The 20,111-nt window shown below is 67.8% G+C and carries 14 protein-coding genes, 5 tRNA genes and 1 pseudogene; 10 read left to right on the forward strand and 10 right to left on the reverse strand.

Annotated elements, in window-relative coordinates:
• Positions 1-280 precede the first annotated feature (280 nt).
• The 6 genes from H610_RS0119380 to H610_RS0119405 all read right to left on the reverse strand — a co-directional run bounded on the left by H610_RS0119380 (position 281) and on the right by H610_RS0119405 (position 3,339).
• A tRNA-Glu gene (locus H610_RS0119380) sits at positions 281-356 on the reverse strand.
• Positions 357-403: 47 nt separating this feature from the next.
• Positions 404-479 (reverse strand) — tRNA-Ala (locus H610_RS0119385).
• A 47-nt stretch (positions 480-526) separates the two neighbouring features.
• Positions 527-602: transfer RNA gene (locus H610_RS0119390), tRNA-Glu, on the reverse strand.
• Between the two features lie 58 nt (positions 603-660).
• Positions 661-736, reverse strand: a tRNA-Ala gene (locus tag H610_RS0119395).
• A 135-nt stretch (positions 737-871) separates the two neighbouring features.
• Entirely contained in the window at positions 872-2,353 is a 1,482-nt protein-coding gene (gene gltX / locus H610_RS0119400; protein ID WP_028241204.1) for a glutamate--tRNA ligase, read from the reverse strand.
• Positions 2,354-2,409: 56 nt separating this feature from the next.
• Positions 2,410-3,339, reverse strand: a complete 930-nt coding sequence (locus tag H610_RS0119405; RefSeq protein ID WP_028241205.1) for a LysR family transcriptional regulator — start codon at positions 3,337-3,339, stop codon at positions 2,410-2,412.
• A 102-nt stretch (positions 3,340-3,441) separates the two neighbouring features.
• Between H610_RS0119405 and H610_RS0119410 the strand changes: the two genes are divergently transcribed.
• The gene (locus H610_RS0119410) at positions 3,442-4,476 is read left to right on the forward strand and encodes an HlyD family secretion protein (RefSeq protein ID WP_028241206.1); all 1,035 of its coding nucleotides are present in this window, start codon (positions 3,442-3,444) and stop codon (positions 4,474-4,476) included.
• The gene (locus H610_RS0119415; RefSeq protein WP_028241207.1) at positions 4,466-6,019 is read left to right on the forward strand and encodes a DHA2 family efflux MFS transporter permease subunit; all 1,554 of its coding nucleotides are present in this window, start codon (positions 4,466-4,468) and stop codon (positions 6,017-6,019) included. The genes H610_RS0119410 and H610_RS0119415 overlap by 11 nt, the downstream gene beginning before the upstream one ends.
• 470 nt (positions 6,020-6,489) lie before the next feature.
• On the opposite strand, the pseudogene H610_RS25205 reads toward H610_RS0119415, so the two are convergent.
• Both H610_RS25205 and uvrB read right to left on the reverse strand, forming a co-directional pair.
• A pseudogene (locus H610_RS25205) lies at positions 6,490-6,951 on the reverse strand (REP-associated tyrosine transposase).
• 125 nt (positions 6,952-7,076) lie between these two features.
• Complete coding sequence (gene uvrB, locus H610_RS0119425) at positions 7,077-9,092, reverse strand: excinuclease ABC subunit UvrB (RefSeq protein WP_028241208.1); 2,016 nt, start codon at positions 9,090-9,092, stop codon at positions 7,077-7,079.
• A 326-nt stretch (positions 9,093-9,418) separates the two neighbouring features.
• Here uvrB and H610_RS0119430 point away from each other — a divergent pair, with 326 nt between their 5' ends.
• Both H610_RS0119430 and H610_RS0119435 read left to right on the forward strand, forming a co-directional pair.
• A complete protein-coding gene (locus H610_RS0119430) occupies positions 9,419-10,615 on the forward strand; it encodes an amino acid aminotransferase (protein ID WP_028241209.1) in 1,197 nt (398 codons plus the stop codon).
• Between the two features lie 51 nt (positions 10,616-10,666).
• A tRNA-Asn gene (locus tag H610_RS0119435) sits at positions 10,667-10,742 on the forward strand.
• Between the two features lie 372 nt (positions 10,743-11,114).
• Here the strand turns inward: H610_RS0119435 and H610_RS0119440 are convergent.
• Positions 11,115-11,873, reverse strand: a complete 759-nt coding sequence (locus H610_RS0119440; protein WP_043239112.1) for an FKBP-type peptidyl-prolyl cis-trans isomerase — start codon at positions 11,871-11,873, stop codon at positions 11,115-11,117.
• 279 nt (positions 11,874-12,152) lie between these two features.
• Here H610_RS0119440 and H610_RS0119445 point away from each other — a divergent pair, with 279 nt between their 5' ends.
• Positions 12,153-13,340: an acetyl-CoA C-acyltransferase family protein gene (locus tag H610_RS0119445; protein ID WP_028241211.1), complete on the forward strand. Its 1,188-nt coding sequence runs from the start codon at positions 12,153-12,155 to the stop codon at positions 13,338-13,340.
• A gap of 3 nt (positions 13,341-13,343) precedes the next feature.
• Here H610_RS0119445 and H610_RS0119450 read toward each other — a convergent pair whose 3' ends face one another.
• Entirely contained in the window at positions 13,344-14,237 is an 894-nt protein-coding gene (locus H610_RS0119450) for a LysR family transcriptional regulator (protein ID WP_028241212.1), read from the reverse strand.
• A gap of 149 nt (positions 14,238-14,386) precedes the next feature.
• Here H610_RS0119450 and H610_RS0119455 point away from each other — a divergent pair, with 149 nt between their 5' ends.
• From H610_RS0119455 to H610_RS0119475, 5 genes are all read left to right on the forward strand, one after another.
• The gene (locus H610_RS0119455) at positions 14,387-15,892 is read left to right on the forward strand and encodes a CoA-acylating methylmalonate-semialdehyde dehydrogenase (RefSeq protein WP_028241213.1); all 1,506 of its coding nucleotides are present in this window, start codon (positions 14,387-14,389) and stop codon (positions 15,890-15,892) included.
• Between the two features lie 13 nt (positions 15,893-15,905).
• Positions 15,906-16,679 carry an enoyl-CoA hydratase gene (locus H610_RS0119460; RefSeq protein ID WP_028241214.1) on the forward strand — a complete coding sequence of 258 codons (774 nt, stop codon included), beginning with the start codon at positions 15,906-15,908 and terminating at the stop codon, positions 16,677-16,679.
• Between the two features lie 150 nt (positions 16,680-16,829).
• Positions 16,830-17,723, forward strand: coding sequence for a 3-hydroxyisobutyrate dehydrogenase (gene mmsB, locus H610_RS0119465; RefSeq protein WP_028241215.1), 894 nt, complete (start codon positions 16,830-16,832; stop codon positions 17,721-17,723).
• On the forward strand, positions 17,720-18,814 hold the full coding sequence (locus H610_RS0119470) for an enoyl-CoA hydratase/isomerase family protein (RefSeq protein WP_028241216.1): 1,095 nt from the start codon (positions 17,720-17,722) through the stop codon (positions 18,812-18,814). Before mmsB ends, H610_RS0119470 begins: the two co-directional genes overlap by 4 nt.
• 16 nt (positions 18,815-18,830) lie before the next feature.
• Positions 18,831-19,982 (forward strand): acyl-CoA dehydrogenase family protein, encoded by a 1,152-nt coding sequence (locus H610_RS0119475; RefSeq protein ID WP_028241217.1) that lies wholly within the window; start codon positions 18,831-18,833, stop codon positions 19,980-19,982.
• Positions 19,983-20,111 lie beyond the last annotated feature (129 nt).

Consider the following 20,111-nt stretch of genomic DNA (forward strand, 5'->3'; position numbering starts at 1 on the left):
ATCGGCGGCCAGGATCCGGCACATGGCTCTTCGTAGGAGCGGCCTTGGCCGCGAACGGGCGGGGACTCGTTCGCGGTCAAGACCGCACACAAGCTGATCGCCCCGAGGGCGGGCCTCCCACAAAAGCAGGCGGTGCCGCACCGGACCCTGTGGGAGGCGCGCCCTCGCGGCGACTGCGGGCGGACAGGCCCGCCCGGGGTCAAAGGTTTCACGGGCGCTGAAAAACAAAAAGGGCCACTTCGTAAGAAGCGACCCTTTGATGCCCAAACCGGGCAAAAACTGGCGTCCCCTAGGGGACTCGAACCCCTGTTACCGCCGTGAAAGGGCGGTGTCCTAGGCCACTAGACGAAGGGGACGTAACCTTCGAGGAACGGGACCGGCGAATGCGGCCTCGTCGTGGAATTGGTGGAGCTAGACGGGATCGAACCGTCGACCTCTTGCATGCCATGCAAGCGCTCTCCCAGCTGAGCTATAGCCCCGGATTTAGCGTCTCTCGACGAGCAGCATCGCTGCTGCGCTGGAATAGTGGCGTCCCCTAGGGGACTCGAACCCCTGTTACCGCCGTGAAAGGGCGGTGTCCTAGGCCACTAGACGAAGGGGACGCAGAACCCTTCTGGGTCAGCCCGCCAAACTGGCGAACCGGTGAAACCTGAGCGAGATTGGTGGAGCTAGACGGGATCGAACCGTCGACCTCTTGCATGCCATGCAAGCGCTCTCCCAGCTGAGCTATAGCCCCATCTCGTGGACGGGGCGCATATTAGGGACGCCCCCGGGCACTGTCAACAAAATTTTTCCCAATCCCGCCAAGCGTTTAGCGCAAGGGGCAGCCCCCTTGCGGGAACGTCTGCCGGCCGTTGCGAACGCCTCTCGGTCAGCCGATGGCCGCCAACTGCTTCTCCCACTCCTTGGCTTCCTTCTTGGAGGCACCGCCGAGCAGCTCCAGCGCCTGGCGCAGGCGGAAGCGGGTCAGGTCCGGGCCGAGGATTTCCATGGCGTCGAGCACCGAGACCGAGCTCGCCTGCCCGGTGATGGCGGCGAACATCAGCGGCATCAGGTCGCGCAGCTTGAGCTCGAGGAATTCGGCCACTGCCTGGATGCAGCCGGTGATCCGCTCCTTCTCCCACTGGCGCAGGGCCTCGAGCTTCCACAGGATCAGCTGCAGTGCCTGGCGCACCCGCTCCGGGGCGAGCTTCTTGTGCTCGAACAGCGCCGGGTCCAGCTTCAGCGCGCCGGAGAAGAAGAAGCTCGCCAGCGGGGCGATCTGGCCGAAGGTCTCCACCCTGCCCTGCACGTGCGGGGCGATCTTCATCAGGTAGTCGGGGTTGAGCGCCCACTTGCGCACTTCCTCGGCGAAGCGCTCGACCGGCAGCTCGCGGATCCACAGGCCGTTCAGCCAGGAGAGCTTCTCCATATCGAAGATCGGCCCGCCGAGCGAGACGCGCTCGATGTCGAAGTGCTCGATCATCTCCTGCAGGGTGAATTTCTCGCGCTCGTCCGGCATGGACCAGCCCATCCGTCCGAGGTAGTTGAGCATCGCCTCGGGGAGGAAGCCCATGCGCTGGTAGAAGGTCACCGAGGTGGGGTTCTTGCGCTTGGAGAGCTTGCTCTTGTCCGGGTTGCGCAGGAGCGGCATGTAGCACAGCGCCGGCTGCTCCCAGCCGAAGTATTCGTAGAGCTTGATCAGCTTGGGCGCCGAGGGCAGCCACTCCTCGCCGCGCAGCACGTGGGTGATGCCCATCAGGTGGTCGTCCACCACGTTGGCCAGGAAGTAGGTGGGCAGGCCATCGGCCTTCATCAGCACCTGCATGTCCATGCGATCCCAGGGGATCTCGACGTCGCCGCGCAGCATGTCCGGCACCACGCAGAGGCCTTCGCTCGGCACCTTCATGCGCACCACGTGCGACTCGCCGGCGGCGATGCGGCGCTGTGCCTCGTCCGGTGCGATGTGCATGCAGTGGCCGTCGTAGCGCGGGGTTTCCTTGCGTGCCTGCTGCTCGGCGCGCACCTGGTCGAGGCGTTCGGCGGAACAGAAGCAGGGGAACGCGTGGCCCTTGCTCACCAGCTCGTCGGAATATTTCTTGTAGATGGCGCCGCGCTCGCTCTGCCGGTAGGGGCCGTGCGGGCCGCCGACGTCCGGGCCTTCGTCCCATTCGATGCCGAGCCAGCGCAGGGCGTCGTAGATCTGCTGTTCGGACTCGCGTGTGGAGCGCAGCTGGTCGGTGTCCTCGATGCGCAGGATGAACTGGCCGCCGTGCTGGCGCGCGAAGCACAGATTGAACAGTGCGATGTAGGCGGTGCCGACGTGCGGATCGCCGGTCGGCGAGGGAGCGATGCGAGTGCGAACGGTGGTCATAAGACTCTCTGACGTGATTGAGCGCCGGTCGTGCCCGGCCGCGGCGGCGCGCGGCCTCAGCGCGGGTAAAGGCGCGATGTTATCAGGCGCGGCTCCACCGGCTCCACCAGCGGGCCGTCCAGCACCGGAATGCTCTGCACCAGGAAATCGAGAAAAGCGGTGACCTTCATCGCCTGGAACCGACGCGAAGGATAGAGCGCATGAATCTCCCCGGTTGGCAGCGGCGTATCGCCGAGCACCTCGACCAGCAGGCCCTGGCGGATCTCGTGCTCGGTAAGCATGGCCGGCAGCGCGGCGATGCCGACCCCGGCCAGCGCCGCCTCGCGGGCGAAGGTGACGTTGTTGCAGGTCAGCACTCGCGTGCAGGCGAGGTGGCGGTCGAGTACCGGCCAGTAGCGCGCCGGGTCCTGGGCGAGCATCACCGCGCGGTGCCCGGCCAGGTCGTCGACGCTCGCCGGCGTACCGTGCTGCGCAAGATAAGCAGGACTGGCGCACAGCCTCCGGCGCGTCTCGAACAGCTTGCGGGCGATCAGGCTGGATTCCTGGGGCCGGCCGACGACGATGGCGATGTCCACACCCTCCTCCAGCGGGTCGACCTGCCGCGAGGTCAGCTCCACTTCGGCGGCGATCGCTGGGTGCAGGCGCATGAAGTCGCCGAGCATCCGCGCCAGCACCCACTGGCCGAACTCGATCGGCGCGGTGATGCGCAACACGCCGGCCGGCGACTGCTGCAGCTGCATCACCGCCTGCTCGGCTTCGGCGACGTCCAGCAGGATCTGCCGGCAGCGTTCGTAGTACGCCTGGCCGACGTCGGTCAGGCGCAGCTTGCGGGTGGTCCGGTTCAGCAGCCGCACGCCCAGCCGCGCCTCCAGCTGGGCGATGCGCCGGCTGACGGTGGATTTCTGCATGCCCAGGTGCAGCGCCGCCTGGGTGATGCTCAGCGCCTCGGCCACGCGGGCGAACACCAGCGCATCGTCCAGCCCCATGATTGTTCCCCTGATGCAACAAAGCGTCCCGATTCTAGCGACTACTGAGCGAAGGGGAACACTGCTAGATTCGACGACCCACCGCCCGCCACCGAGCCCGCCATGCCCCGCCCGCTGCAGCGTCGTCTGTTCATCTTCCTGTTCCTGCTGGTCCTGGTCGCCGGGGCGCTGTTCGCGCACTGGTTCTTCGTCGGGCGGCATTTCGAACACACCGACAACGCCTACGTGCAGGGCGAGATCACCCGCATCTCCAGTCAGCTGGCGGCGAGGATCGAGCGGGTCTACGTCGAGGACAACCAGCAGGTGCAGGCCGGCGACCTGCTGCTGCGCCTCGAGGACCAGGACTTCCGGCTCGCCCTCGCCCGTGCGCAGGCGAACCTGGCCACCCACGAGGCGGAACTGGCCCAGGCGCGCAGCCAGCTGAGCCGGCAGGACAGTCTGATCGCCGCCAGCGAGGCCGGCGTGGTCGCCTCGAAAGCCACGCAGGAGCGCAGCCAGGCGGACCTGATGCGCGTGCAGGCGCTGCGCAAGCCCGGCTACGTGTCCGAGGAGCAGGTGGCCAGCCTCACCGCCGACGCGCGCATCGCCCGCTCGCAGACGGCCAGGGCCGAGGCCGACCTCAAGGCCCAGCGCCAGCAGGTCGAGGCGCTGCAGGCGGAGATCGCGCGGCTGGAGGCGCAGCTGCTCAGCGCCCGCGCGGAAATCGAACAGGCGCAGCTGAACCTCACCCGCACCGAGATCCATGCGCCCGCCAGCGGCGTGATCGGCCAGCGCTCGGCGCGGGTCGGCCAGTACATCCAGCCGGGTGCGCACCTGATGGCGATCGTCCCGACCCGGGACATCTGGGTGCAGGCCAACTTCAAGGAGACGCAGATCGGCCGCATGCAGCCGGGGCAGTCAGCCGAGCTGACCTTCGACGCCTTCCCCGACACGCCCATCGAGGGCCGCGTCGACAGCCTGTTCGCCGCCTCCGGCGCGCAGTTCAGCCTGCTGCCGCCGGACAACGCCACCGGCAACTTCACCAAGGTGGTCCAGCGCATCCCGGTCAAGCTCACCTTCGCCGCCGACAACCCACTGGCCGGGCGCATCCGCCCCGGCATGTCGGTGGAGGTGAAGGTCGCCGTCGATGGCCGCTGACGCGCTGGTCCGTCCGACCGAGGCGCCGACCCGGCGCGACTGGATCGCCGTGATGAGTGCCATGCTCGGCGCCTTCATGGCGGTGCTGGACATTCAGATCACCAACTCCTCGCTGAAGGACATTCAGGGCGCGCTGTCGGCAACGCTCGAGGAAGGCTCCTGGATTTCCACCTCCTACCTGGTCGCCGAGATCATCATGATCCCGCTGACCGCCTGGCTGGTGCAGCTGCTCTCGGCGCGACGGCTGGCGGTCTGGGTGTCGATCGGCTTCCTGATTTCCTCGCTGCTCTGCTCGCTGGCCTGGAACCTTGAGAGCATGATCGTGTTTCGCGCCATGCAGGGCTTCACCGGCGGCGCACTCATCCCCCTGGCCTTCACCCTGACACTGATCAAGCTGCCGGAGAGCCAGCGCGCCAAGGGCATGGCGCTGTTCGCCATCACCGCCACCTTCGCCCCGTCCATCGGCCCGACGCTAGGCGGCTGGCTGACCGAGAACTGGGGCTGGGAGTATATCTTCTACATCAACGTGCCGCCGGGGCTGCTAATGATCGCCGGCATGCTCTACGGGTTGGAGAAGAAGGCGCCGCACTGGGAGCTGCTCAAGAGTACCGACTACGCCGGCATCGTCACCCTCGGCCTGGGCCTCGGCTGCCTGCAGGTATTCCTCGAGGAAGGCCACCGCAAGGACTGGCTGGAATCGCAGCTGATCGTCACACTCGGCAGTATCGCGCTGGTCTCGCTGATGCTGTTCGTACTGCTGCAGCTGTCGAAACCCAATCCGCTGATCAACCTGAGGATTCTGCGCGAACGCAACTTCGGCCTGACCAGCATCGCCAGCGTCGGCATGGGCCTGGGGCTGTACGGCTCGATCTACCTGCTGCCGCTGTACCTGGCGCAGATCCAGAACTACAACGCCCTGCAGATCGGCCAGGTGATCATGTGGATGGGCCTGCCGCAGCTGTTCCTGATCCCGCTGGTGCCGCAGTTGATGAAGGTGATCTCGCCGCGCTGGCTGTGCGCGGCCGGTTTCCTGCTGTTCGGCTTGTCCAGCTTCGCCTCGGGCGCGCTGAACCCGGATTTCGCCGGCGAGCAGTTCCATCCGATCCAGATCATTCGTGCGTTGGGCCAGCCGCTGATCATGGTCACGGTCTCGCTGATCGCCACCGCCTACGTGCCGCCGCAGGACGCGGGCTCGGCGTCGAGCCTGTTCAACATCCTGCGCAACCTCGGCGGCGCCATCGGCATCGCCCTGCTGGCGACCCTGCTCGACAGCCGCACCAAGGTGTACTTCGACTACCTGCGTGAATCGGTAGTACCGAGCAACCCGGCGGTGGCCGAGCGGCTGCAGCAACTGACCGGCCAGCTCGGCAGCGAACAGGCCGCGCTCGGCCGGCTGAGCGAGATCGTGCACCAGCAGGCGACCATCATGGCCTACAACGACGCCTTCCACTTCGTCGGCCTGGCCCTGGGCATCAGCATGATCGCCGTGCTCCTCACCCGCCCATTGCCGAAGACCATGCAGGGCGGCGCGGCCGGGCATTGACCCCCTGCTCGCATGATCTCCTTGCAGGAGCAGGTTCTACCTGCGACCGCTCGCCAAAGGCCCTCGGCATCGCCAGGGTCGCAGGCAGAGCCTGCTCCTACAGACCGGCACGCGCCCAACCACAGCCGCTCGCACGCGCTCCTTGTAGGGAGCAGGTTCTACCTACGACCGCTCGCCAAAGCCCCGGCATCGCCAAGGTCGCAGGCAGAGCCTGCTCCTGCAGACCGGCACGCGCCCAACCACAGCCGCTCGCACGCGCTCCTTGTACGAGCAGGTTCTACCTGCGACCGCTCGCCAAAGGCCCTCGGCACCGCCAGGGGCGCAGGCAGAGCCTGCTCCTACAGACCGGCACGCGCCCAACCACAGCCGCTCGCACGCGCTCCTTGTACGAGCAGGTTCTACCTGCGACCGCTCGCCAAAGGCCCGGCATTGCCAGGGTCGCAGGCAGAGCCTGCTCCTACACGGGGCGATCAGAGCCAGACGGCATCCCACAACGGATAGTCCCGATGCGCTGCACCAACCCGGCACGGAGGGGATTGGCGACCACATAACGGGCAAGCGGCTGGATGTCTTGCTCACGACGAACCGCATGGTCATGAAAGCCACGCTGCCAGACCTGGCCGGTACGTCCCAGGACGGCATTCACGGCTTTGGCGCTGCGTGATTTGAACCGAGCGAGGAACGGCATCGAGCGGCTGCCCGCCGAGTTCGAAGAGCCAATGGAAATTGGTCGGGCATGACGACGAAGGCGAGCGACCGCAGCAGGCCATTGCCTTGCGCGACGTGCATCTCGCCAACGACGAGGCGCCCAAGACGCCAGTCGGAGAACAGCGCCTCGCGCGCCTGGGTGACGGCGGTCACCAGGTAGATGCGCCTGGCTCCGAATAGCGCCCGAGGCGCAGGCTCCTGGTGCCCGGTCGGTAATGCTGTATTCCGTTGCTCCTTCTTCACCCGTCCCTGGGTGGCATGGGTCGTAGGCAGAGCCTGCTCCTACATGAGTGGTGCTTGCCTGTAGGAGCAGGTTCTACCTGCGACCGCTCTTCTTGCTCCGACCTGCCTAAACCTGCAACAACCGCTCGCGCAGCTTCTGGATCTCGTCGCGGGTCTGGGCGGCGGCCTCGAACTCGAGGTCGCGGGCGAGTTCCATCATCTTCTCTTCCAGCACGCGGATGCGGCGGGTGATCTCGCTCGGCGAGCGCAGCTCGTTCTCGTAGCGGGCCGCCTCTTCCGCGGCCTTGGCCTCGCCGCGGCGCTTCTTGCTGCGTGCACCGGGGACCACGGCGCCCTCGAGGATATCCTTGATGTCCCGCTTGACGCCCTTGGGCACGATGCCGTGCGCTTCGTTGAAGGCGACCTGCTTGGCCCGACGCCGCTCGGTCTCGTCGATGGCGCGCTGCATGGAGCCGGTCACCACGTCGGCATAGAGGATCGCCCGGCCGTTGAGGTTGCGCGCCGCGCGGCCGATGGTCTGGATCAGCGAACGCTCGGAACGCAGGAAGCCTTCCTTGTCGGCATCGAGGATCGCCACCAGCGACACCTCGGGCATGTCCAGGCCCTCGCGCAGCAGGTTGATGCCCACCAGCACGTCGAACGCGCCGGTGCGCAGGTCGCGGATGATCTCCACCCGCTCGACCGTGTCGATGTCCGAGTGCAGGTAGCGCACCTTGACGTCGTGGTCGCCGAGGTAGTCGGTGAGGTCCTCGGCCATGCGCTTGGTCAGGGTGGTGACCAGCACCCGCTCCTCGCTGGCCACGCACTTGCGGATTTCGCTCAGCAGGTCGTCCACCTGGGTGCGCGCCGGACGCACTTCCACCTGCGGATCGACCAGACCGGTGGGGCGTACCACCTGCTCGATCACCCGCCCGGCGTGCTCGTCCTCGTACGGGCCGGGGGTGGCCGAGACGAAGATGGTCTGCGGGCTGATGGCCTCCCACTCGTCGAAGCGCATCGGCCGGTTGTCCAGCGCCGACGGCAGGCGGAAGCCGTATTCCACCAGGGTTTCCTTGCGCGAACGGTCACCCTTGTACATGGCGCCGACCTGCGGAACGCTGACGTGCGATTCGTCGATCACCAGCAGCGCGTTCGGCGGCAGGTAGTCGTAGAGCGTCGGCGGCGGCTCGCCGGATTCGCGCCCGGACAGGTAGCGCGAGTAGTTCTCGATGCCGTTGCAGTAGCCCAGCTCGAGGATCATCTCCAGGTCGAAGCGGGTGCGCTGCTCCAGGCGCTGCGCCTCGACCAGCTTGTTCTGCCCGCGCAGGTAATCGAGCCGCTCCTTGAGCTCGGCCTTGATCTTCTCCACCGCGTCCAGCAGCGTCTCGCGCGGGGTGACGTAGTGGCTCTTGGGATAGAAGGTGAAGCGCGGCAGCTTGCGGATCACCTCGCCGGTCAGCGGATCGAAGGCCGAGATGCTTTCCACCTCGTCGTCGAACAGTTCGATACGGATGGCTTCCAGGTCCGATTCGGCCGGGAAGATGTCGATCACGTCGCCGCGCACGCGGAAGGTGGCGCGGGCGAAGTCCATGTCGTTGCGCGTGTACTGCAGGCCCGTCAGCCGGCGCAGCAGCTCGCGCTGGTCGAGCCGGTCGCCGCGGTCGACGTGCAGCACCATCTTCAGGTACGACTGCGGGTCGCCCAGGCCATAGATGCACGACACGGTGGTGACGATGATCGCGTCCGGGCGCTCCAGCAGCGCCTTGGTCGCGGACAGGCGCATCTGCTCGATGTGGTCGTTGATCGAGGCATCCTTCTCGATGAAGGTGTCCGACGACGGCACGTAGGCTTCCGGCTGGTAGTAGTCGTAGTAGGAGACGAAGTATTCCACCGCGTTGTTCGGGAAGAACGACTTGAACTCCCCGTACAGCTGGGCTGCCAGCGTCTTGTTCGGCGCCAGGATCAGCGTCGGGCGCTGCACCTGGGCGATGACGTTGGCGATGCTGAAGGTCTTGCCCGAGCCGGTGACGCCGAGCAGCGTCTGGTGCGACAGGCCGGCTTCCAGCCCCTCGACCATCTGCCGGATGGCTTCCGGCTGGTCGCCGGCGGGCTTGAATCGGGTGACCAGTTCGAATTTGGACATCGGTACCTCTCGGAGGGAGACGCCTGGGAGGGTCGGGCGACGAACGGGCGAGTCCCGGGTGACGAGCCGCCGAATGACCTTGCAAATAGCGGGTCCCACGTCTCGCAGCGTGCAGACAGGGCCGCTATAATAGCGCCCCGTTTGAGCACCGCCCTAGCATCGGACAGGCATGCGCTCGGCGCCGATCGGTACTCGACGGTTTCGCCCTCTAATTGAGGGATCCTGCCGCCGAATTCAACCCGCGCCCGGCGACCTGTCGCCGAACGGTCGACCGCCCTGGGTGTTGCCCGCCTCCTCCACCCTTCTTCCTTTCGAGCCCTGCCTACATGAGTTTGTTCTCTGCTGTCGAAATGGCGCCGCGCGACCCGATCCTCGGCCTTACCGAAGCCTTCAACACCGACCCGCGGCCGAACAAGGTCAACCTTGGCGTGGGCGTGTACTACAACGATGAAGGGCGGGTGCCGCTGCTGCGCGCCGTGCTCGAGGCCGAGAAGGCCCGCCTGGCCGCCCAGGCGCCGCGCGGCTACCTGCCGATCGAAGGCATCGCCGCCTACGACAGCGCGGTGCAGAAGATGCTGTTCGGCGCCGACTCCAACCTGCTGGCCGACGGCCGCGTGGTCACCACCCAGGCGCTCGGCGGCACCGGCGCACTCAAGGTGGGCGCCGACTTCCTCAAGCGCATGCTGCCCGACAGCCTGGTCGCCATCAGCGACCCGAGCTGGGAGAACCACCGCGCCCTCTTCGAGTCGGCCGGTTTCCCGGTGCACAGCTACCGCTACTACGACGCCGCCACGAATGGCGTCAACCGCGCCGGCATGCTCGAGGACCTGCGCCAGCTGCCGGCCCGCTCGGTCATCGTGCTGCACGCCTGCTGCCACAACCCGACCGGCGTCGACCTGACCCTGGACGACTGGAAGGCGGTGCTCGAGGTGCTGAAGGAGCGCGACCACGTGCCCTTCCTCGACATCGCCTACCAGGGCTTCGGCGATGGCATCGAAGAGGACGCCGCGGCCGTGCGCCTGTTCGCCGAATCGGGGCTGTCGTTCTTCGTCTCCAGCTCGTTCTCCAAGTCGTTCTCGCTGTATGGCGAGCGGGTCGGCGCGCTGTCGATCGTCACCGCCAACCGCGAGGAATCGGCCCGCGTGCTTTCGCAGGTCAAGCGAGTGATCCGCACCAACTACTCCAACCCGCCGACCCACGGCGCCACCATCGTCGCCAGCGTGCTCTCCAGCATCGAACTGCGCGCGCTCTGGGAACAGGAACTGGGCGAGATGCGCAACCGCATCCACGAGATGCGCGTGGCCATGGTCGAGCAGCTGAGGGCCAAGGGCGCCAGGCAGGACTTCGGCTTCGTCAGCCGCCAGCGCGGCATGTTCTCCTACTCCGGCCTGACCTCCGAGCAGGTCGACCGCCTGCGCGAGGAGTTCGGCGTCTACGCGATCGCCACCGGCCGCATCTGCGCCGCGGCCCTGAACCGCAAGAACCTGGATTACATCACCGACGCCATCGTGCGTATCCTGTGATCGCGACGGGCTTGACTTCTCCTTTGTAAACAGTAGGATACGCACCGTTGTTCCGCGATAGCTCAGTCGGTAGAGCAAGTGACTGTTAATCACTGGGTCCCTGGTTCGAGTCCAGGTCGCGGAGCCAGTTTCCAAGCCCCGAGGTGAAAGCCCGGGGCTTTTTTATTGCCCGCCGACTCTCACCAGGGACTGCGTCCCAGGTTATTCGGCCCAAAGGGCCTCACCCCTTCGGGGCCGCGCTCAAGCGCGTTCGGCTGCGCCGTCGAGTCCAGGTCGCGGAGCCAGGGCCGAGGTGAAAGCCCGGGGCTTTTTTATTGCCCGTGTCGCAGGCAGAGCCTGCTCCTACAGGTCCACACCCCAGCCAGCAGGCCGCGCCGTGCTTGTCCCTTCTCCCTCCGGGAGAAGGTGGCCCGCAGGGCCGGATGAGGGAGGCCACGTGCCCTTGCCCAGAACGAAAACGCCCCGCGATCGCGAGGCGTTCGTCGAGCGAGGTCGGGGCTTACTGAGCGGCGGCTTCCGGGGCCTCGGCGCCTTCTTCGGCCGGGGCTTCGGTGGGCTGCTCGTTTTCCTCGTTCTTGATGTCGATCAGCTCCAGGTCGAACACCAGCACGGAGTTCGCCGGGATCAGCGGGCTCGGGCTCTGCTCGCCGTAGGCCAGCTCGCTGGGAATGTAGAGCTTGGCCTTTTCGCCTTCGTGCATCAGTTGCAGGCCTTCGACCCAGCCCGGGATGACGCCGCTGACCGGCAGGTCGATCGGGGTGCCGCGCTTGATCGAGCTGTCGAACACGGTGCCGTCGGCCAGGCGGCCTTCGTAGTGCACGGTCACCACGTCGTTCGGCCCCGGCTGCGGGCCGTCGGTCTTCTCGACGATTTCGTACTGCAGGCCGGATTCGGTGGTGGTCACACCTTCGCGCTTGGCGTTGTCCTCGAGGAATTTCTTGCCGGCGGCGAGGCTCTCTTCGTTCTGCTTGGCCAGGCGCTCTTCGGCGCGGGTCTGCAGTGCGGTGAAGGCTTCCATCAGCTGCTCGTCGGTCAGCTTCTGCTCCTTCTTGCCGACGGCATCCTCGATACCCAGGGCGACGGCTTGCGGGTCGAGATCATCCAGGCCTTCCTGCGCGAGGCTCTTGCCCATGTTCAGGCCGATGCCGTAGGAGGCTTTCTGCGCCGGAGTGTCCAGCTTGACGCTGGTCTGCGAATCGCACCCGGCCAGCACCAGGCCGACGAGGGCCATCGCGGAGGCCAAACGGTGATGTCTCATGCTGTTTCCTTTTCTGACGCCCAGTGGGCGGACCGTTGAGAGTCGGGGAGCTTAGCAGGCGTCCCGGAACACTGGCTACCGCCGGACCGGGACTGCCGCACGGAATGCGTGCGTGGTTCCGAAGCGGGCGGCAAACCCGCCAATCACGCTTGCCAACCCGCAGGTGGAGGCGGCATGCAGCGCTGCCGACGCACCTTCGAACCCTGAGACTGATAAAGTTCCCAGCCATCCAAAAACAAACCGCCGGCGCTCGACGCCAGGCAACCACAGGGAATGCTCATGACCCAACGCGACGTCGTCATCCTCGGTGCCGCCCGCACCGCCATCGGCTCCTTCGGGGGCTCGCTCAAGGACATCCCGCTCACCCGCCTGGCCACCCTCGCCTGCCATGGCGCCCTGCAGCGGGCACGCATCCACCCGTCCGAGGTCGGCCACGTGGTGATGGGCAACGTGATTCCCACCGAGCCGGCCGATGCCTACCTGAGCCGCGTCGCTGCCGTCGAGGCCGGCATCCCGATCGAGACACCCGCGTTCAACGTCAACCGCCTGTGCGGCTCGGGCCTGCAGGCCATCGTCTCCGCCGCCCAGGCGATCCAGCTCGGCGATGCCGAGGTGGCGATCGGCGCCGGCGCGGAAAGCATGAGCCGCGGCCCCTACATGCTCCCGGCCATGCGCTGGGGCGGCCGCATGGGCGACGCGCAGGCGGTGGACTACCTGCACGGCGTGCTGCACGACCCCTGGGGCCGCTTCCATATGGGGGTGACCGCCGAGAACGTCGCCAAGCGCTACCGCATCGGCCGCGAGCAGCAGGACGCCCTGGCCGTCGAGAGCCAGCGGCGCGCCGCCCAGGCCATCGAGGCCGGCCGTTTCCGCGAGCAGATCGTCCCGGTGGAGATCCGCACCCGCAAGGGCGTGACCCACTTCGACACCGACGAGCACGTGCGCGGCGAGGTGACGGCGGCGCAGCTGGCGGCGATGAAGCCAGTGTTCCAGAAGGACAACGGCACGGTCACCGCCGGCAACGCCTCCGGGCTGAACGACGGCGCCGCGGCGGTGCTGCTGGCCTCGGCCGAGCGTGCCGACGCGCTGGGGCTGCAGCCGCTGGCCCGCCTGGTCGGCTACGCGCATGCCGGCGTAGAGCCGGCGTACATGGGCATCGGTCCGGTGCCGGCGGTGCGCAAGGTGCTGGCGCGTACCGGGCTAGCCGTCGAGCAGATGGACGTGATCGAAGCCAACGAGGCCTTCGCCGCCCAGGCCTGCGCGGTCATGCAGGAGCTCGGTCTCGACCCGCAGAAGGTCAACCCCAACGGCTCGGGCATCTCCCTCGGCCATCCGGTCGGCGCCACCGGGGCGATCATCACCACCAAGGCGCTCTACGAGTTGCAGCGCATCGGCGGGCGCTACGCACTGGTGACCATGTGCATCGGCGGCGGCCAGGGCATCGCCGCAATCTTCGAGCGCCTGTGACCCTCAGGACTCGCCCATCATCCGCGCCTGCGACTGCTCGGCAATGCCCTTGAGGAAATCCCAGGTCACGCGCATGCGCGCCAGGTCCTTGAACTCGATCGGCATCAGCATCCAGAAGGTCCGGGTGAAGCGCACCTCGTCCGCCAGCAGCACCTGCAGGCGGGCGTCCCCGTCGGCGGAGAAGGCCGGCAGGATGGCGATGCCGGCCCCCGCCGCCACCGCTTCCTGCTGGGCCAGCACGCTGGTGCTGCGCAGCCCCACCGCCTGGGCGTCGGCCAGGCCCTCGAGAAACAGCAGTTCCTTGGAGAACACCAGGTCGTCGACGTAGCTGACGAAGCGGTGCGCCGCCAGGTCGGCCTGCCGGCGGATCGGCGGGTGCCGCGCCAGGTAGTCGCGCGAGGCGTACAGCCGCAGCACATAGTCGGTGAGCCGGGTGATGATGAAGGGGCCACGCTCGGGCCGCTCCAGGGTGATCACGATGTCCGCCTCGTGGCGCGACAGCCGCACCGCCCGCGGCAATGCCAGCAGGTCGATGTTCAGGTGCGGGTAGCGTTCGCCGAGCGCCGCCAGCTGCCCGGCCAGCATCAGCGTGCCGTAGCCCTCGGTGGCGCCGATGCGCACCTGCCCGGAGAGCTTGTCGCCGGGGTTGGGCAGCGCCTGCTCGATCGCCGTGCTGGCGCTCTCCATGGCTTCTACCCGCGGCAGCAGCCCGCGTCCCGCCTCGGTGAGCCGGTAGCCGCCGGGCTCGCGCAGGAACAGCTGCAGGCCGGTGCTCTTCTCCAGCGCCTGCAGCCGGCGCGAGACCGTGGTGTGGTCGACGCCCAGGCGCCGGGCGGCGGTGGTCAGGCGCCCGGCGCGGGCGACCTCGAGGAAGAAGCGCAGGTTGTCCCAGTCCATGCTTGCCCCTTGCGTTTCCCTTGTGCAAATCCGCAGAGCGCCTCTGCAGATCGTCTTGTTGGTATGAGGAAAAATGCACTGCTAGGCTCAGGTTAGCCCTCGCTGCCCGCTCGAGCGAGCCCACAACAACAAGATGCGCGGAGAGCCCCATGTCGACCGACACCCCCACCGTCAAGCTGCTGATCAACGGCGAATTCGTCGAATCCACCACCACCGAATGGCGCGACATCGTCAACCCGGCGACCCAGGAGGTGCTGGCGCGGGTGCCCTTCGCCACCGCGCAGGAGATCGACGCCGCCGTCGACGCCGCCCGCGAAGCCTTCAAGACCTGGCGCAAGACGCCGATCGGCGCGCGCTCGCGGATCTTCCTCAAGTACCAGCAACTGATCCGCGAGAACATGAAGGAGCTGGCCGCCATCCTCACCGCCGAGCAGGGCAAGACCCTGGCCGACGCCGAGGGCGACGTGTTCCGCGGCCTGGAGGTGGTCGAGCACGCCGCCGGGATCGGCAACCTGCAGCTCGGCGAGCTGGCCAACAACGTCGCCGGCGGGGTGGACACCTACACCCTGCTGCAACCGCTGGGCGTGTGCGCCGGCATCACCCCGTTCAACTTCCCGGCGATGATCCCGCTGTGGATGTTCCCGATGGCCATCGCCACCGGCAACACCTTCGTCCTCAAGCCGTCCGAGCAGGACCCGATGGTCACCATGCGCCTGTGCGAGCTGGCGCTGGAAGCCGGCATCCCGCCGGGGGTGCTGAACGTGGTGCACGGCGGCGCCGATGCGGTGAACGCGATCTGCGACCACCGCGACATCAAGGCCGTGTCCTTCGTCGGCTCGACCAGGGTGGGCACGCACGTCTATCGCCGCGCCAGCGAAGCCGGCAAGCGCGTGCAGTGCATGATGGGCGCGAAGAACCATGCCATCGTGCTGCCGGACGCGCACAAGGAGCAGACCCTCAACGCCATCGCCGGCGCCGCCTTCGGCGCGGCCGGCCAGCGCTGCATGGCGCTGTCGGTGGTGATCCTGGTCGGCGAGGCGCAGCAGTGGATCGCCGACCTGGCCGACAAGGGCCGCGGCCTCAAGGTCAGCGCCGGCACCGAGCCGGGCGCCGACCTCGGCCCGCTGGTGTCCTGCGCGGCGCTGGACCGCGTCAGCGGCCTGATCGCCCGTGGCGAACAGGAAGGCGCGACGCTGGAGCTGGACGGCCGCAACGCGCAGGTCGCCGGCTACGAGAAGGGCAATTTCGTCGGCCCGACCCTGTTCTCCGGCGTCACCCCGCAGATGGACATCTACAAGGAGGAGATCTTCGGCCCGGTGCTCTGCGTGATGGCCGCCGACACCCTGGACGAGGCGATCGCGATGATCAACGAGAACCCCAACGGCAACGGCACCGCCATCTTCACCCGCTCCGGCGCCGCCGCGCGGCACTTCCAGGAAGAAATCGACGTCGGCCAGGTGGGCATCAACGTGCCGATCCCGGTGCCGGTGCCGATGTTCTCCTTCACCGGCTCGCGCGGCTCCAAGCTCGGCGACCTCGGCCCCTACGGCAAGCAGGTGGTGCAGTTCTACACCCAGACCAAGACGGTCACAGCGCGCTGGTTCGACGAGAACGAAGTGGGCGGCGTGGTGAACACCACCATCAACCTCAAGTGACGGAGCCCTGGACATGGACTACCAGACCCTGACCGTCGAGCGCCGCGAGCGCGTCGCGCTGGTCACCCTCAACCGGCCACAGGCGCTCAATGCGCTCAATGCCGAGCTGATAAGCGAGCTCAATACGGCGCTCGCCGAGCTGGAGGCCGATCCCGGCATCGGCTGCGTGGTGCTCACCGGCTCGGCCAGGGCCTTCGCCGCCGGTGCCGACATCAAGCAGATGGCCGGGCTCTCCTACCCGCAGATCTACCTCGACGATTTCTTCGCCGAGGCCGACCGCATCGCCGCCCGGCGCAAGCCGATGATCGCCGCGGTGGCCGGCTATGCCCTCGGCGGCGGCTGCGAGCTGGCGCTGATGTGCGATTTCATCATCGCCGCCGACAATGCCCGTTTCGGTCAGCCGGAAGTGAACCTCGGCGTGCTGCCGGGCATCGGCGGCACCCAGCGGCTGACCCGCGCCATCGGCAAGGCCAAGGCCATGGACCTGTGCCTCACCGGCCGGCAGATGGACGCCGGGGAAGCCGAACGCGCCGGGCTGGTCGCCCGCGTGGTGCCGCAGGAGCAACTGCTGGAGGAGGCGCTGGAGGCGGCGCGGCAGATCGCCGAGAAGTCGCTGCCGGCCACCCTGATGATCAAGGAGAGCGTCAACCGCGCCTTCGAGACCACCCTGGCCGAGGGAATCCGCTTCGAGCGCCGGGTGTTCCATGCGGCCTTCGCCACCGCCGACCAGAAGGAAGGCATGACGGCCTTTACGGAGAAGCGCAAGCCGGACTTCAGGCACCGCTGAAGCAGTCGCCAAGCGCAGGGCATACGCTGCTTCATCGCTCCGAGGGCGGGCCTCCCACATGAAGCCTATCCCCCACTCCTGTGGGAGGCGCGCCCCCGCGGCGACATGGCAATCACGCCAGCCCCACGAACAAGAACAAGAGGAACAGCCATGCACATCGGATTCATCGGCCTGGGCAACATGGGCGCGCCCATGGCCCGCAACCTGCTCAAGGCCGGCCACCGGCTGAGCGTCTTCGACCTCTCGGAAGCGGCGGTCGGCAGCCTCGTCGAAGCCGGCGCCGCCGCCCTGCCGCCGGCGGGAATCGCCGCCAGCGACGCCGAACTCATCATCACCATGCTGCCCGCCGCGCCGCACGTCAAAGCCGTGTACCTCGGCGACGAGGGGCTGATCGCCCGCGCGCGGCCCGGCGTGCCGCTGATCGACTGCTCCACCATCGACCCGCACAGCGCCCGCGAGGTGGCCGAGGCCGCCCGCCGGCACGGCAACCCCATGCTCGACGCGCCGGTCTCCGGCGGCACCGGCGGCGCCGCGGCCGGCACCCTGACCTTCATGGTCGGCGGCAGCACCGAGGACTTCGAACGCGCCCGCCCGATTCTCGAAGCCATGGGCAAGAACATCATCCACTGCGGCGCCGCCGGCAACGGCCAGGTGGCCAAGGTGGCGAACAACATGCTGCTGGGCATCTCCATGATTGGCGTCTCCGAGGCCATGGCCCTGGGCGTTGCGCTGGGCATGGACGCCAAGGTGCTGGCCGGCGTGATCAACACCTCCAGCGGCCGCTGCTGGAGCTCGGACACCTACAACCCCTTCCCCGGCGTGCTGGAGAACGCCCCGGCCTCGCGCGGCTACAGCGGCGGCTTCGGCACCGACCTGATGCTCAAGGACCTGGGCCTGGCCACCGAGGCGGCCCGGCAGGTGCGCCAGCCGGTGATCCTCGGCGCGGTCGCCCAGCAGCTCTACCAGGCGTTCAGCGCCGGCGGCCATGGCGGCCTGGACTTCTCCGCGATCATCAACCAGTACCGCAAAGGCGACGACGCATGACCGACACCCAAGCTCCCGTTCTCAGCGCCGTGCGCAACCACATCGGCCATCTCACCCTCAACCGCCCGGCGGGGCTCAATGCGCTGACGCTGGAGATGATCCGCCAGCTGCACGGCCAGCTCGCCGAATGGGCCGAGGACCCGGCCATCCATGCCGTGGTGCTGCGCGGCAACGGCGAGAAGGCCTTCTGCGCCGGCGGCGACATCCGCTTCCTCTACGACAGCTTCAAGGCCGGCGACAAGCGCCACGAAACCTTCTTCGAGGAGGAATACGCGCTCGACCAGTACATCCACGCCTACTCCAAGCCGGTCCTCGCGCTGATGGACGGCTTCGTCCTCGGCGGCGGCATGGGCCTGGTCCAGGGCGCCACCCTGCGGGTGATCACCGAACGCGCGCGGATGGGCATGCCCGAAGTCGGCATCGGCTACTTCCCGGACGTGGGCGGCAGCTACTTCCTCTCGCGCCTGCCGGGCGAACTCGGCACCTACCTGGGCGTGACCGGCGTGCACATCGGCGCGGCGGGCGCGCTCCATGCGGGGCTCGCCGACCATTGCATCGCCCATGATCAACTGGCCGAACTGGACCGCTGCCTCGACGGCATGGCCTGGTCGGTGCATCCGCAGGAGGCGCTGCGCACGCTGGTCTCCACCCTGGCGCTGGGCAACCCGGGCGAGCCCGAGCTGGAAACGCTGCGTCCGGCGATCGACCTGCACTTCGCCCAGCCGGACGTCGCCTCGATCCGCGCGTCGCTGGCCGACGAACAACGCCCAGCCTACCGCGACTGGGCGCAGCGCACGCTGCAGGTGATGGACAGCCGCTCGCCGCTGGCCATGTGCGTCACCCGCGAACTGCTGCACCGCGGCCGCCTGCTCGACCTGGCCTCCTGCTTCGCGCTGGAGCTGCACCTGGACCGCCAGTGGTTCGCCAAGGGCGACATCATGGAAGGCGTGCGCGCGCTCATCGTCGACAAGGACAAGAACCCGCGCTGGAACCCGCCGGCCCTGGACGCCGTGAGCCCCGAGCAGGTCGAGGCCTTCTTCGCCGGCTTCAAGCCCGCCGCGGCCAGGGCCCGCCGCCTGACCACCGCCTGAGCACAGGAGCTTCGCGATGCACGACATCGAACTCACCGACGAGCAACGCATGGTCCGCGACATGGCGCGCGCGTTCGCCCGCGAACGGATCGCCCCCCATGCGCGGGCCTGGGAAGAAGCCGGCTGGATCGACGACGCCCTGGTGGCGCAGATGGGCGAGCTCGGCCTGCTGGGCATGGTGGTGCCGGAAGAATGGGGCGGCAGCTACGTCGACTACGTCGCCTACGCCCTGGCGGTGGAGGAAATCTCCGCCGGCGACGGCGCGGTCGGCGCACTGATGAGCATCCACAACTCGGTCGGCTGCGGGCCCATCCTCAAGTACGGCAGCCAGGCGCAGAAGGACGAATGGCTGGCGGAAATGGCCAGCGGCCGCGCCATCGGCTGCTTCGCCCTGACCGAACCGCAGGCCGGCTCCGAGGCGCACAACCTGCGCACCCGCGCCGAGCGGGCCGACGGCCACTGGGAGCTCAACGGCGCCAAGCAGTTCTGCAGCAATGCCCGCCGCGCGAAGGTCGCCATCGTCTTCGCGGTGACCGACCCGGACCAGGGCAAGAGAGGCCTTTCCGCCTTCCTGGTGCCGACCGATACGCCCGGCTTCACGGTCGAGCGCAGCGAGCACAAGATGGGCCTGCGCGCCTCCGACACCTGCGCCGTCACCCTCGCCGACTGCCGCATCCCGGCGGCCAACCTGCTCGGCGAACGAGGAAAAGGCCTGGCCATCGCCCTGTCCAACCTCGAAGGCGGGCGCATCGGCATCGCCGCCCAGGCCCTCGGCATCGCCCGCGCCGCCTTCGAGGCGGCCCTGGCCTACGCCCGCGAGCGCGTGCAGTTCGGCAAGCCGATCGCCGAGCACCAGAGCATCGCCAACATGCTCGCCGACATGCACACCCGGCTGAACGCCGCCCGCCTGCTCATGCTCCATGCCGCACGGCTGAGAAGCGCCGGCCTGCCCTGCCTCTCCGAAGCCTCCCAGGCCAAGCTGTTCGCCTCGGAAATGGCCGAGCAGGTCTGCTCGCAGGCCATCCAGATTCACGGCGGATACGGCTACCTGGAAGATTATCCGGTGGAGAAGTACTACCGCGACGCGCGCATCACCCAGATCTACGAGGGTTCCAGCGAAATCCAGCGCATGCTCATTGCACGGGAGCTGGCGAACTACCCGCTGTAGAGAGCGACGGCGCCACGGAGACATCCCCCTCTCCCCACGGGAGAGGGGCCAGGGGTGAGGGTTCTTGTGGGAGGCCCGCCCCCGGGGCGATCAGCTTGTGGGAGCGGTCTTGACCGCGAACGAGTCCCC

Origin of the sequence: Stutzerimonas azotifigens DSM 17556, from assembly GCF_000425625.1 — a bacterium.
Lineage (GTDB): Bacteria > Pseudomonadota > Gammaproteobacteria > Pseudomonadales > Pseudomonadaceae > Stutzerimonas > Stutzerimonas azotifigens.

What these genes read in the sequence shown, in the direction of transcription:
- H610_RS0119475 (WP_028241217.1), top strand. Translation starts at nt 18,831, where the DNA reads ATGCACGACATCGAACTCACCGACGAGCAACGCATGGTCCGCGACATG.
- H610_RS0119440 (WP_043239112.1), bottom strand. Translation starts at nt 11,873, where the DNA reads ATGAGACATCACCGTTTGGCCTCCGCGATGGCCCTCGTCGGCCTGGTG.
- H610_RS0119450 (WP_028241212.1), bottom strand. Translation starts at nt 14,237, where the DNA reads ATGGACTGGGACAACCTGCGCTTCTTCCTCGAGGTCGCCCGCGCCGGG.
- H610_RS0119470 (WP_028241216.1), top strand. Translation starts at nt 17,720, where the DNA reads ATGACCGACACCCAAGCTCCCGTTCTCAGCGCCGTGCGCAACCACATC.
- H610_RS0119460 (WP_028241214.1), top strand. Translation starts at nt 15,906, where the DNA reads ATGGACTACCAGACCCTGACCGTCGAGCGCCGCGAGCGCGTCGCGCTG.
- H610_RS0119415 (WP_028241207.1), top strand. Translation starts at nt 4,466, where the DNA reads ATGGCCGCTGACGCGCTGGTCCGTCCGACCGAGGCGCCGACCCGGCGC.
- H610_RS0119455 (WP_028241213.1), top strand. Translation starts at nt 14,387, where the DNA reads ATGTCGACCGACACCCCCACCGTCAAGCTGCTGATCAACGGCGAATTC.
- mmsB (WP_028241215.1), top strand. Translation starts at nt 16,830, where the DNA reads ATGCACATCGGATTCATCGGCCTGGGCAACATGGGCGCGCCCATGGCC.
- H610_RS0119410 (WP_028241206.1), top strand. Translation starts at nt 3,442, where the DNA reads ATGCCCCGCCCGCTGCAGCGTCGTCTGTTCATCTTCCTGTTCCTGCTG.
- uvrB (WP_028241208.1), bottom strand. Translation starts at nt 9,092, where the DNA reads ATGTCCAAATTCGAACTGGTCACCCGATTCAAGCCCGCCGGCGACCAG.
- gltX (WP_028241204.1), bottom strand. Translation starts at nt 2,353, where the DNA reads ATGACCACCGTTCGCACTCGCATCGCTCCCTCGCCGACCGGCGATCCG.
- H610_RS0119405 (WP_028241205.1), bottom strand. Translation starts at nt 3,339, where the DNA reads ATGGGGCTGGACGATGCGCTGGTGTTCGCCCGCGTGGCCGAGGCGCTG.
- H610_RS0119445 (WP_028241211.1), top strand. Translation starts at nt 12,153, where the DNA reads ATGACCCAACGCGACGTCGTCATCCTCGGTGCCGCCCGCACCGCCATC.
- H610_RS0119430 (WP_028241209.1), top strand. Translation starts at nt 9,419, where the DNA reads ATGAGTTTGTTCTCTGCTGTCGAAATGGCGCCGCGCGACCCGATCCTC.